Origin of the sequence: Lujinxingia vulgaris (assembly GCF_007997005.1) — a bacterium.
Taxonomy (GTDB): Bacteria; Myxococcota_A; Bradymonadia; order Bradymonadales; family Bradymonadaceae; genus Lujinxingia.
Map to the genome: position 1 here is coordinate 59,078 of NZ_VOSL01000015.1, position 11,876 is coordinate 70,953.

General features: G+C 65.6%; 10 protein-coding genes. 2 read left to right on the forward strand and 8 right to left on the reverse strand.

Translation table 11 applies throughout. The features are described 5' to 3' along the window. Positions 1 to 21: 21 nt before the first annotated feature. The 8 genes from FRC96_RS03675 to FRC96_RS03710 form a co-directional block, all read right to left on the reverse strand. Positions 22 to 762 (reverse strand): cytidylyltransferase domain-containing protein, encoded by a 741-nt coding sequence (locus tag FRC96_RS03675; RefSeq protein ID WP_146972802.1) that lies wholly within the window; start codon positions 760 to 762, stop codon positions 22 to 24. Beyond that, positions 759 to 1,307: an acyltransferase gene (locus tag FRC96_RS03680; RefSeq protein WP_146972804.1), complete on the reverse strand. Its 549-nt coding sequence runs from the start codon at positions 1,305 to 1,307 to the stop codon at positions 759 to 761. The genes FRC96_RS03675 and FRC96_RS03680 overlap by 4 nt, the downstream gene beginning before the upstream one ends. Before the next feature lie 156 nt (positions 1,308 to 1,463). Further along, the gene (locus FRC96_RS03685; protein ID WP_146972806.1) at positions 1,464 to 2,066 is read right to left on the reverse strand and encodes a hypothetical protein; all 603 of its coding nucleotides are present in this window, start codon (positions 2,064 to 2,066) and stop codon (positions 1,464 to 1,466) included. Positions 2,067 to 2,193: 127 nt separating this feature from the next. Continuing rightward, complete coding sequence (locus tag FRC96_RS03690) at positions 2,194 to 2,559, reverse strand: response regulator (RefSeq protein ID WP_146972808.1); 366 nt, start codon at positions 2,557 to 2,559, stop codon at positions 2,194 to 2,196. A 107-nt stretch (positions 2,560 to 2,666) separates the two neighbouring features. Next, positions 2,667 to 4,133, reverse strand: a complete 1,467-nt coding sequence (locus tag FRC96_RS03695; RefSeq protein ID WP_146972810.1) for a methyl-accepting chemotaxis protein — start codon at positions 4,131 to 4,133, stop codon at positions 2,667 to 2,669. Positions 4,134 to 4,262: 129 nt separating this feature from the next. Then, positions 4,263 to 5,174, reverse strand: a complete 912-nt coding sequence (locus FRC96_RS03700; RefSeq protein WP_230469840.1) for an alpha/beta fold hydrolase — start codon at positions 5,172 to 5,174, stop codon at positions 4,263 to 4,265. Positions 5,175 to 5,346: 172 nt separating this feature from the next. Beyond that, a complete protein-coding gene (locus FRC96_RS03705) occupies positions 5,347 to 6,108 on the reverse strand; it encodes an alpha/beta fold hydrolase (RefSeq protein WP_146972815.1) in 762 nt (253 codons plus the stop codon). Between the two features lie 30 nt (positions 6,109 to 6,138). Next, the gene (locus FRC96_RS03710) at positions 6,139 to 8,223 is read right to left on the reverse strand and encodes a response regulator (RefSeq protein WP_146972817.1); all 2,085 of its coding nucleotides are present in this window, start codon (positions 8,221 to 8,223) and stop codon (positions 6,139 to 6,141) included. 431 nt (positions 8,224 to 8,654) lie between these two features. Between FRC96_RS03710 and FRC96_RS03715 the strand changes: the two genes are divergently transcribed. After that, a complete protein-coding gene (locus tag FRC96_RS03715) occupies positions 8,655 to 10,499 on the forward strand; it encodes an ABC transporter ATP-binding protein (protein ID WP_146972820.1) in 1,845 nt (614 codons plus the stop codon). Between the two features lie 87 nt (positions 10,500 to 10,586). Then, the coding region (locus tag FRC96_RS03720; RefSeq protein ID WP_230469841.1) for a helicase-related protein at positions 10,587 to 11,876 on the forward strand (1,290 nt) is incomplete at its 3' end.

Consider the following 11,876-nt stretch of genomic DNA (forward strand, 5'->3'; position numbering starts at 1 on the left):
AGCGATGGCAAGGGGGACGCGTCAGGGGCTCGCCAGGGAGCCTTCGGTGTCGTCGGAGAGGTAGGGTGGCGGGTCGATGAGTTGGAGGAGCCTGGCGAGGTCGTAGTGGGTGTGGGGGGCCTGCATGCGGGCGACCAGGGTGCGGGCGAAGATCAGATCGGAGAGCTCGTCGATGGCCAGGTGAAGGCCAGCGGCCTCGGGGTGGTGGGTGTTGTAGAGGTAGAGGCGTCGGCCCAGGTGGGGGCGCTGGTAGAGGGCGAGTGTGACGTGCTCCAGGTGTTCGGGTCGGGTGAGGTGGTTGAGGTGGCGGATGTAGAAGGCGGTGCGGAGGATCTCGATGCTCATGCCGACGGGGAAGGTGCGGCCGTCGACGTTGCTCAGAAAATCGAGGTGATCGTCTTTTGCGATGGCGATCATCTGGCGCAGGGTGGGGATGTCGACAAAGGCGTTGTCGCCGTTGATGCGCGTGGCGAAGTCAAAGCCGGCGGTGCGCGCGGCGCCGGCGAAGCGTCCGGCCACATCGTGCAGATCGCCGCGGTAGCAGGCCACGCTCTGGCGGCGGCAGAAGGCGGCGATGGGATCGTCAGAGGACTCCACCGAGGTGGCCACGACGATGTCGTCGAGGGGGAGGGCATGGGTGAGGCGTTCGAGCACAAAGCCGAGCAAGGGGCGGCCTCCCAGGGGCATCAGGGCCTTTCCGGGGAGGCGGCTGGAGGAGTAGCGGCTCAATACGACGGCGCCGACGCGGGGGTGGGTGGTCATTTGCGCTCTCCCAGGGCTTTTGCGGGCACGCCACCGACGATGGCGTAGGGGGCGACGTCGCGTCGCACGATGGCGCCGGCGGCCACGATGGCGCCTTTTCCGATGCGCACGCCTTTGAGGATTTTGGCGCCGGCGCCGATCCAGACGTCGTCTTCGATGACGATGGCCTCGGCCTCGTTGGGCTGGGTGTGGATGGGGGCGTGGCGGCGGGCCTGGTGGTCGCTGTCGACGATGTAGACAAAGGGCGCGATCAGGCAGTCCCGGCCGATGGTGATGCCGGCCGAGGCGAAGAGGTAGGTGTGGTAGCCGATCGAGCAGTTCTGACCGATGCGGATATGCGCCCGGGGGTTGCAGGCGCAGAGCCGGGCGCCTTCTTTGAGGACGGTACGCGCGCCGATGTGGATGTTGGCCGGGTAGCGCATCAGGGCGACGTGGCGGTCAAAAAAGACGCCCGGGCCCAGGTAGCCCAGGGTGGGTTTATGGCGCAGCCAGCGCAGGCGGTGAATGAGGCGAAAGCGCAGGTGCCGGCGCATTTGATTGCTCATGGCGACCTCCCGTGGAGGGGGCAGCAGGTCCGCCGGAGGTCTCAACGCGCGCCCCCCGGCGACGATGGTGCATAGCCTAAAACTACCCACGCCGGCCGGAGCGCAAAGCTCGGGCCGGCGTGTGGGTGGGGCCGACAGGTTGGGGGGCGGTGCGGATCAGCCGTGTGGCGAGTCCTCTTCGGCGGCGTCGCTTTCGGGGGTGACCTCGTCGAGGGGATCGACCTCCGGGGATTCGGCGGGCTCGGCGGGCTCGGCGGGCTCGGTCGGCTCCGAGGGCTCGGTCGGCTCCGAGGGCTCGGCGCTGGCCGGGGGCGGCACGATATCAAACGCGCCGGAGGTCACCTGCTTGAAGTCCAGGCCCACGGGCATCTCGATAGGCGTGGTGAAGCGGTAGCGTCCCGGCTCGAGGCCCACCGGGTTAAACGCCGCCTCGCGCATCGCGCCGGGGTTGACCAGCATGGCTTCGCTGGTCGCATCGCAGCTGAGCCAGTCGATCGTTGCGTCGGCGGGCTGCCACTCTCCAGCGGTCTCGATGTGCAGGGTGGCCTGGCAGAGGTTGACCTTGAGGGGGCGCTGGGCCTTGTTCTCCAGGCGCAGCACGAGGTTGCCCTCGGCGCTCGGGGCGGTGCTCAGGTTGACGGCCTGAAGCTCGGAGCGAGCGGTGCCCGTATCCGACTGCGGGGTGGCGCAGCCGACGAGGCCGCCGGTGAGCAGGGCGGTGGAGGCCAGCAGGGCGATCGTAAGGTGGCGAGTTCGCATACACACTCCTTTCAGGGTCGGGATCGATGGGGGGGAAAACACCTACATCCGGGCGAAAAAAAACGCCCGCCGCAGATGCGGTGGACGCTTTAAAAAAGGTCCGCAGGGGGCGCCTTTTTGATGATGCTCAGCCTTCGAGAAAGGCGTTCATCTTGCCGAGCAGCCGTTCGATGTCGACCGGCTTGGTCTCGAAATCGTCGCAGCCGATGTCGAGCGCCTTGGTGCGATCGCTCTCCAGGGCGTGGGCGGTCAGCGCGATGAGCGGGATCTTGGCGGTGGGGCCGTGGGCCTTGATCTGGCGGGTGGCTTCCCAGCCGTCCATCACCGGGAGGCTCAGATCCATCAGGATGAGATCGGGCGCTTCGCTGCGGCTCATGTTGACGGCTTCCTGGCCATCGGTGGCCACGGCCACGGTGAAGCCGCGGCGCTGGAGGCGACGGGCCAACATGTCGCGGTTCATTTCATTGTCTTCTACGAGGAGGATCTTCGCCATTGCGCTACTCTCGTTAATCGTGGTCGATGTTTCTTTTCTTAAACTCATAAGGAGCATGCGATCTCATGAAACACGCGTGAGGTCGAGCTCCCCGAAATCGGGTGTCTTCAGTGGGTGGCGTGCAGGTTTGCCGCCGGCTCGGGCGCCTCGACTTTCCAGCGCTCGACGCCGTGGCGGTCACCGACGTCGAACCGCTCTACCATTTCTCGCAGGGATTCCGAAAGGGTCGCAAGCTCCGAGGCGGTCACGGTGACCTGTCGGATGCCGGCCACCGAGTTGGTGACCAGGCGAGAGAGGTCTTCCATGGCGCGGTTGACCTCGCCAGTATTTTCGCGCTGGTCCTGAGTAACCACCTTGATTTTTGTGGCAACCTCGGTGGTCTCCTCCGAGCGATCGAGGCCCTCCTGGCAGGCTACCGCGGTGGTGCGGGCGCTGTCCTGGATGTCGCCAACCAGGCCCTTGATGGCGCCGACCGACTCCATGGTGTTCTCGGCCAGGCGACGCATCTCATTGGCGACCAGCGCAAAGCCCTTGCCGGCCTCGCCAGCGCGGGCGCCTTCCAGGCTGGCGTTGAGCGCCAGCAGGTCGGAGCGGTCGGCGATGCTCTTGATGAGCTTGAGAATCTCCGAGATGCGCTCGCTGTGCTGGTTGAGCTCCTGGATATGGGCGCCGATCTGACGGTTCTTCTGGCAGGTGTCTTCGGCGGCGCGGGAGACCTGACGCGCGCTGTCGGCGATGGCGTCCGAGGAGTTGAAGAGGCCCTCGACGGTGAGCTGGGTCTGACGGATCTTGGCGGCCTGGTGCTGCGCAGATTGCTCGTGCTGGTGGAGCACCTGGAGCATCTCTTCGGTGGAGGTGGCCACGTGCAGGGCGCTGCGCATGATCTCTTCGACGACCTCGCGCAGGCCGGTGACCATCTCGTTGAAGACGTTGGTCAGGTCGCCGTCGCCTTCGACCTGGCTTGTGAGGTCGCCGCCGGCGATCTGGCGGGCGCGCCCGGCCAGATTACGCAGGTTATGCACCATCATCCCAAACGAATCCCCCAACTCGCCGGGCAGCTCCTCGTCGAGGGCAGGGTTAAAGAGCTGGTCGTTGGCGATGATGTAGGCTTTGACGGTGAGGCGGCGCAGCTGGTTGGTGAGCTGGGCGAAGCTGCGGTTGAGATCGCCCTGGCTGGAGCTGGCGGGCAGATCGACCGCCGAGAGCTGGCCGGTCTCAAGGACCTTACTCTGCAGCTGGCGCACGCCGATGTAGCCGTTGGCCAGCTCGGTGGCCTCTTCGCTGAGCATGCGCAGCTGGGTGAGGAGCTGGTTGACGGCGGTGGCCATCCGGCCGACCTCCCCGTCGAGGTTGAGCGTGAGGCGAGGCTGGGTGAGATCGCCCTGGGCCAGTCGCTCGACGGCGTCGATGACCTCCCCGTAGGGGCTGAGCACCGAGCGGGTGTAGGCGATGGCGGCAAGCCCTCCCAGCGCAACAAGCACCGCGGCGACAAAGGCCCCCTGTGCCACTGCGGCTCCCGCGCCGATGACGGCGACCCCGCCGATGACTCCAGCGATCTTTTTCCAACTGCTCATCTGGTGGTCCCTACTCGCAATGCTGCGATACAAAAACGCCCGACCCTCACGCAATCTCGGTGGGCCGGGCAGTGCGGCCCGGAGCTCAGCGTTGAGCTCCAGGCCGGCATTATGCAGCAGGTCAAGCTTTCAGTCGAGGCCGCTGATAAAGGCATCGAGGTAGGCCGCGCTGGAGGCCGGATCTTCGACCTGGAGGTAGTGGCCGCTGCCCGGGAAGTATTGCACCTGGCTGTTGGCGATCAGATCGCCGACCACACTCTGCAAAAACGCCGGGTTCATGAAGGGATCGTCGGAGACCAGGATGAGCGTCTCGGTGTCGATCTTATGGAGCTTGTCGGCGAAGTCGGCGCCGGTCCAGGAGTCGAGCGACTGGCGGATGGCCTTGGGAAGCACGCCGGAGGCGTCGGCGGCCATCGCCGCAAAATCGTCGGGCTGAATGTCCACGCTGGAGATCTGGATGATCAGCTCCTGGAGCGAGGTGTCGTAGGCGGCCGCCGCAAAGAGATCGTAGCTCTCCGGAGGGAGCGGGAAGCCGGAGGCGGGCACCGGGCTCATCAGGATCAGGCCCTTGAGCTTGCGGTCGTATTTGGTGGCGTAGAGCTGGGCAAGCGCCCCGCCCATGGAGTGGCCGGCCAACACGAAGTCGGACGCGCCCGAGTCCTTGACGACCGCCTCAATGTCTTTGATGTAGTTCTGGAGCGGGTAGCCCGCAGGCGGCTTCTCCGAGAGGCCGCTGCCGCGCAGATCGGGCACGATCAGCCGGTAGTCCGGCCCGGCCAGCTCGTCGATGAGGTTGTCGTAGACCGCCCCGGAGACCATCCAGCCGTGCACGAGCACGACATCCTGGGGGCCGTCCCCGATGACGCGGTAGGCGATGTCTTTCTGATCTCTGGTACGCGCGTAGCGAAGCTCGGCTTCTTCCCCCAACGACTGCGCGATCTGCGAGCTGGTGTCGTCCGGGGCGGGCTGCTCCCCACAGCCCACAAAACCTGCCATCCCCACCACCAACGAGAGCGCCGCGATCTTCATCGTGTTTTTCATTGTCGTACTCCTTTTGAACACATGAATCGACAAAACCATTAAGGGGCACCGACGACGAGTAAAGTTGCCGTCAGCACATAGCGTCGTACCGGATCAGACCATAGAACCTCGCTTGAGAGGTGGGCGTGAAGGGCTCCTCACCCGGGGAGCCCGGCGAGTGTGAATGGAACCATCAATAGAAGTCGTTGAGCACGCCGGCCAGCTCGCTGCTGCGCTCGATCTGCGGGTAATGGCCGGCGCCCGGCACGACCGCGAAGGAGGCGTTTTTGATGGGCTCGACCACCGCCGCCTTGAGGAAGTCGTGGGGCAGGAAGGGATCGTCGGTGCCGACGACCAGCGTGGTGGCCTGAATCTTCGCAAGGCTTTCCTCAATGCCGCCGCCGGTCCAGCTCTCGTAGGCTTGACGGATGCAGTCGGCGGGGATCGTCTCGGCGTCGTCGAGCATCGCCTCGAGCGCGCCCTGGGGGAGATCGAGGGTGGCCATGCCCAGGATGGCGTTGAGCATCTCGCGTTTTTCGCCGGCGTTGATAAAGAGCTCGTGGGCTTCGGGCGGAAGTTGCATGCCGCTGGCGGGCACGGTGTTGACCAGCGCCAGCTTTTTAACCTTCTCGGGGTAGTTCGCGGCGTAGAGCTGGGCGATCTGCCCGCCCATCGAGTGGCCCAGGAGGTTGAAGGAGGATGCGCCGGCGTCGGTCACGATGGCGTCGAGGTCGGCGACGTAATCCTCCAGCTGGTAGGTGTCGCAGGGGGACGAGCCGCCGGCGCCGCGATGATCGGGGATGATCACGCGAAAGCGCTTATCGAGGTGCGGAAGGAGTCGGTTGAAGACCGCGCCGGAGACCATCCAACCGTGCACGAGCACGAGGTCTTCGTTGCCTTCGCCGTGGATGTGGTAGGCGAGGGTGCGGCCGTCTTTCTGAAGCGTCTTCTTCATGGCGACTCCTGGGGTGTGGGGTGGTGAGGGTTAGATACGTACCTTGGTTGAGGTGGTGCTCAGGCCGATGACGTCCATGACTTCGGTCATGACCTCTTCGATGGAGCGGACGTTCTTGCTCAAGATGCGGGAGACCGATCGGCGCAGCCGGGCGGTCTCGGCCGCGTCGAGATCCATGGCCGTCACGACCACAATCGGGATGTCTTTCCAGCGGGGCTCCTGGCGCATGACCTCGGCGACCTCAAAGCCGTCCATTTCGGGCATCATGAGATCGAGGATGACCACGTCGGGGCGCTCCTCATCGAGCACTTCCAGGGCTTTGCGGCCGTTCTCGGCGCAGTCCACCCGCCAGCCGGCGTTGCGCAGGTGGCGGGAGATCATCTCGCGGATGGCCGGCTCATCTTCGACGACCAGCGCGCTGGCGCCCTCCTCGGGGTGGAAGCGCGAGAGGGTCTTGAGCAGGCGATCGCGCTGGATGGGCTTGACCAGGTAGTCGGTGGCGCCAAGCGCAAAGCCGATGTTGCGGTCGTCGATCATCGAGACCATCACCACCGGGATATGCTCCAGGCCGGCCTGGGATTTGAGCGTGGAGAGCACGCTCCAGCCGTCGCGACCGGGCATCATGACATCAAGGGTGATGACATCGGGGAGCTGCTCGCGGGCAAGCTCCAGGCCCTGATCGCCCGAGTAGGCCGAGATGAGCTGGAAGCCGCGCGGGGCCAGGATGCGGTGGATGAGCTCATGGACGTTGGGATCGTCGTCGATGATGAGCACCCGGGGGCCGCGGGGCGCGTCGGGGTTGAGCGCGCCGCTCTCGAAGTCGGGGCGCCAGACCACGCTGGAAGACTCATTGAGGCCGGCCGGATCGGCCGAGGGGATGGTTACCCGAAAGGTGGTGCCCTGGCCGGGCTCGCTCTCGACCTCGATGGTGCCGCCCATCATCTCGCAAAAACGTTTGCAGATGGTCAGGCCCAGGCCGGTACCGCCGTGGCGGCGCGTGGTGGACTCGTCGGCCTGGGTGAAGGGCTGAAACAGGCGCTCGATCTTGTCGGCGGAGATGCCCATGCCGCTGTCGATGACCTCCAGGCATACCCCGGCGCTGCCGTGCAGAGTCGCCGGTGAGGTGACCAGACGCACGGTGCCCTTCTCGGTGAACTTGACGGCGTTGCCCATCAGGTTGAGCAGCACCTGCTTGAGCTTGGTGCGGTCGGCGACCAGATCGCCGTGGTAGTGGTTGGAGAGCTCGATGTGGTTGCCGCTTTTGCGGGCCAGAGGATCGATGGTGTCGACGACCTCCTGGACAAGATGCCCCAGATCGAAGCTCTCGTTGAAGAGTTCCATCTTGCCGGCCTCGACCTTGGAGAGGTCGAGGATGTCGTTGATCAACGAGAGGAGGTGGTTGGCCGAGGCGTGCACCTTGCCCAGGTCGCGCGCGATGCTCTCCAGGTCGAGGGCTTCGATGCCGTGGCTGAGATCTTCCTGAATCAGCTCGGTGTAGCCGATGACGGCGTTGAGCGGGGTGCGCAGCTCGTGGCTCATGTTGGCCAGAAAGGCGCTCTTGGCGCGGCTTGCTTCCAGGGCGCGCTGCTCGGCTTCGGTGCGCTCTTCGACTTCGGTCTGGAGGCGGGCGTTGATCTCGACGAGCTGCTCGGTGCGCTCGGCGACGCGGCGCTCCAGTTCATCGCGGGCCTGGCGCAGCTCTTCCTCCATCTCCTTGCGGGTGGAGATGTCCTGGATCGCCACCAGCGAGCCCCACTGCGTGCCGTCGGCCTCGCGCATCGGCTTGGCCGAGACCAGCGTCCACAGACCGCTGCCGTCGCGGTGGGCGAACTGGTGATCGAACATCTCGGCGACGCCTTCTTTGCGGCGCGCAAGATTTTCGCGTGCTCGCCGGGCCCATTCGTCGGTCATGAAGTCGAAGAGGGTCTTGCCGACCATCTCCTCCTGCTCATAGCCCAGCATGCTCGCCATGCTGATGTTGGCGTAGACGATCTCGCCGTTCATCCGGCAGACCAGAATGCCGTCGTTGATCGTCTCAACGATGGTGGCAAATGGCAGGTCCCCACCCTGCGGCCCCGGAATCGAGATGCGTGTCGCGTCGTCGCGATCAGCCATACGCTCGTCCCACTGCGCAGCGCGTCCGCATCGTGCGGATGTACTGACGATCAGGGCGCGGGCAGCCTGCAGGAAGCTCCCGCGCGCAGGTTTTAAAGTGCTCGGTCGACTCTCACTATCCGGGATTGTCCGAGGGGCTGGCAAGGGAGAATTGACCCGGGTGAGGTAGGCGCATCGAGGTGATAGGCTTCCGGCTTGAAGGAGATAGCGCGGCGAGGCAGGGGGCTAAAAGTCGGCAAATCGCCAGAAATCGCGGGTTCTGCGAATTCTGACGCGCTGCGGCACGTTCTGAATCGCGAACGGACGCGACGCAAAAATAGCGTTTGTGGATTTTTGTAAAACAGGGTTGCCGAAGTCTGCTGCTGGACGTAGCCCCACCCCGGACGCAGAGTGCCGCGTCGGTGAAACGCTTGCCCCTACGATGAGGAATGATGTCACGTCGTCATAATCAGCCCGACGCTCCCGAGGCGGATATCTCCGCGGGGGAGCGTTATCTGGGCGTCTTTCGATACAGCGGTGAGGCGCTGCGGCTGGTATGGACGACCAGCGCGACCCTCACCGTCATACTGGGGCTTTTGACGCTGGTGGCCGGGGTGATGCCCGCGGCGATCGCCTACGTGGGGAAGCTCATCGTCGACCAGGTGGTGGAGGCTGCGGCCTCGGGGCTTGAGGCCGATCGCAGCCTGGCGCTGGTCTATGTGGCGGTGGAGGCGGGGCTGGTGGTGCTGATGGCCGGCGCGCAGCGGGGTCTGGGTGTGGCCCAGAGCCTTCTGCGCGCGCAGCTGGGACACCGGGTCAACACGCTGATCCTGGAGAAGTCGCTGCAGCTGAGTCTGACGCAGTTTGAAGACAGCGAGTTCTACGACAAGCTCACCCGGGCGCGGCGAGAGGCGTCGTCGCGGCCGCTGAGCCTGGTGAACCGGACGTTTTCGCTGGTGCAGAACGCCATCACGCTCGTGGGCGCAGCGGTGCTGTTGTGGCAGCTCTCCCCGTGGGCGGTGGTGATCCTGGTGGCGGCGGGCTTGCCGGCCTTCCTGGTCGAGACGCGCTTTAGCGGAGAGGCGTTTCGGCTCTTTCGCTGGCGCTCGCCAGAGGCGCGCCAGCAGATGTACCTGGAGACGGTGCTGGCGCGCGAAGACTACGCCAAGGAGGTTAAGCTCTTCGGGCTGGGGCCGATGCTGCTCGATCGGTATCGGGCGATCTTCGATGTGGTCTATGGCGAGGATCGCAGCCTGACGTTGCGACGCGGCTTCTGGGGCTATGTGCTGGGGCTCTTGAGCACTGCGGCCTTTTACGGGGCGTACGTGTGGGTGGTGCTCGAGACGGTGTACGGGCGCATTACGCTCGGGGACATGACGATGTACCTCTTGCTCTTTAAGCAGGGGCAGTCGGCGGTCTCGGCCAGCCTGAACTCGGTGGGGGGGATGTATGAGGATAACCTCTACCTCTCAACGCTCTATGAGCTGCTCGACGAGCCGGTGGAGTCGACCGATGAGGGGGTGAGCCAGGGCGCACGGCCGGGCGACGGGCTGCGTTTTGAGGATGTGTGGTTTAGCTACCCCGGTCAGGAGGATGCGGCGCTCAAGGGCTTGAGTCTGCATCTTCCGCCGGGGCAGAAGCTCGCGCTGGTGGGGGAGAACGGCTCGGGGAAGACCACGCTCATCAAACTTCTGACGCGGCTCTACAGGCCCTCGCGGGGGCGGATTTTGCTCGACGGCACCGATCTGCGGGACTGGCAGCTGGCGGAGCTGCACCGGCGCATCGGGGTGATTTTTCAGGACTTTGTGCGCTACCAGTTCAAAGTTGGTGAGAACATCGGGGTGGGGGATGTGGCGTATCTCGAAGACGAGGCGCGCTGGGAGCGGGCGGCGGCCCGGGGGATGGCCGACGACTTTGTGGCGTCGATGCCCGCGGGCTTTCATACGCAGCTGGGGCGTTGGTTTAAAGATGGTCGCGAGCTCTCCGGGGGGCAGTGGCAGAAGATCGCGCTGGCGCGGGCGTTTATGCGTGAGCGCTCCGACATTCTGGTCTTTGATGAGCCGACCTCGGCGATGGACGCGCAGGCCGAGTCGGAGGTCTTTGAGCGCATCAAGGAGCTGACGGATCGGCAGATGGCGATCCTGATCTCGCACCGCTTCTCGACGGTGCGCATGGCCGATCGTATCGCGGTGCTGGAGGGTGGGCAGATCAGCGAGCTCGGTAGCCACGAGGAGCTGATGGGCGAGCAGGGGACGTATGCGCGGCTGTTCAATTTGCAGGCCGAGGGCTACCGCTGAGCCCGGCTGCTTTGAGCCTGCCTCATTGAGAAGAGCCGCGGGTTGGGGGTATGAGTGCGCCTGCAACTTCTGCCACGGAGGCTTTTTTTGGAACTTCCCGTCGATGCGATTCGCCCGCAATTTATGGAGGCGCTGCGCGCGCACCCTCGCCATATTTTGACCGCGCCGACCGGCTCCGGGAAGTCGACGCGCCTGCCGCTGTGGCTGGCCGAGTTCACCGGTAAGCCGGTGCTGGTGGTGGAGCCGCGGCGTGTGGCCTGCCGGTCGCTGGCGGGGTTTCTGGCCGGGCAGCGTGGCGAGGAGGTGGGGGCGTCGGTGGGGTACCGGGTGCGTTTTGATGATCGCTCAAGCGCGCAGACTCGGGTGCTCTTTGCGACGACGGGCATCGCGCTGCGGATGCTCAGCGAGGAGGGAGGAGAGCGGGAGCGTTTTGGGGCGGTGCTGATCGATGAGTTTCATGAGCGAGGCTGGGAGGTCGACGTGCTCAGCGCGGCGCTATTGCGGGCGCAGTCCACCGGCGCCTATCAGGGGCAGGTGGTGCTGACGTCGGCGACGGTGGACGCCGAGGCGATCGCCGGTCGCATCGACGCGAGAGTGCATCACGCCAGCGGTCGCACGTACCCGGTTGAGATTCGTTACGCCGACGATGTTCCGGCACCCACCGGCGATGGGCTGGCTGCCAGGGTGCGCGACGCGCTCGCCAGGGAGCTCGGCAGCGCACAGGACGACGGGGGCGATGTGCTCGTGTTTTTGCCGGGAAAACGCGAGATTCAGGCCGCCGAAGACGCGCTGGGCGGGCTCGCGCGCACGCACAATTTGGACATTGTTCAGGTGCACGGGAGCCTTCCCGTCGATGAGATTCAGCGGGCGTTTAAACCCGAGGCGCCCCGGCGGCGCGTGTTTCTGGCGACCAATGTGGCGGAGACGTCTGTGACGCTTCCCGGGGTGACGCTGGTGCTGGACAGCGGGCTTGCGCGGATGCGGGTGCACCGGGGAGGGCGCTCGGCGCTGGCGCTCGTGCCGGTGGCCGAGGCGTCGATGGATCAGCGCGCCGGGCGCGCGGGCCGTGTGCGCGAGGGTCGGTGTGTGAGGCTGTGGAGCGAGCGCTACTCGCCAGAGCCTCATGCCGCCCCGGAGATCGAGCGGATTGAGCTCGACGATGTGCTGCTGGCGGCGGCCTCGGTGGGGCTGGAGGGGCCAGCCTTTCTGGACGCCCCCTGGATCTCGATGCCGCCCGGCTTTGCGGTGGACGAAGCCCGTGCGCGCCTGCGGCGCGCACGGGCCCTCGACGACCAGGGCCGCCTGACCGCGCTCGGCCAGGAGCTCGCCACCATGCCCGTCAGCGGCGCCGAGGGCCGGCTGCTCATCGACCCGCCC

Excerpts from the sequence above, each read along its gene's own strand:
- FRC96_RS03710 (WP_146972817.1), bottom strand. The coding sequence starts at position 8,223 with ATGGCTGATCGCGACGACGCGACACGCATCTCGATTCCGGGGCCGCAG.
- FRC96_RS03700 (WP_230469840.1), bottom strand. The coding sequence starts at position 5,174 with ATGAAAAACACGATGAAGATCGCGGCGCTCTCGTTGGTGGTGGGGATG.
- FRC96_RS03675 (WP_146972802.1), bottom strand. The coding sequence starts at position 762 with ATGACCACCCACCCCCGCGTCGGCGCCGTCGTATTGAGCCGCTACTCC.
- FRC96_RS03680 (WP_146972804.1), bottom strand. The coding sequence starts at position 1,307 with ATGAGCAATCAAATGCGCCGGCACCTGCGCTTTCGCCTCATTCACCGC.
- FRC96_RS03695 (WP_146972810.1), bottom strand. The coding sequence starts at position 4,133 with ATGAGCAGTTGGAAAAAGATCGCTGGAGTCATCGGCGGGGTCGCCGTC.
- FRC96_RS03715 (WP_146972820.1), top strand. The coding sequence starts at position 8,655 with ATGTCACGTCGTCATAATCAGCCCGACGCTCCCGAGGCGGATATCTCC.
- FRC96_RS03690 (WP_146972808.1), bottom strand. The coding sequence starts at position 2,559 with ATGGCGAAGATCCTCCTCGTAGAAGACAATGAAATGAACCGCGACATG.
- FRC96_RS03685 (WP_146972806.1), bottom strand. The coding sequence starts at position 2,066 with ATGCGAACTCGCCACCTTACGATCGCCCTGCTGGCCTCCACCGCCCTG.
- FRC96_RS03705 (WP_146972815.1), bottom strand. The coding sequence starts at position 6,108 with ATGAAGAAGACGCTTCAGAAAGACGGCCGCACCCTCGCCTACCACATC.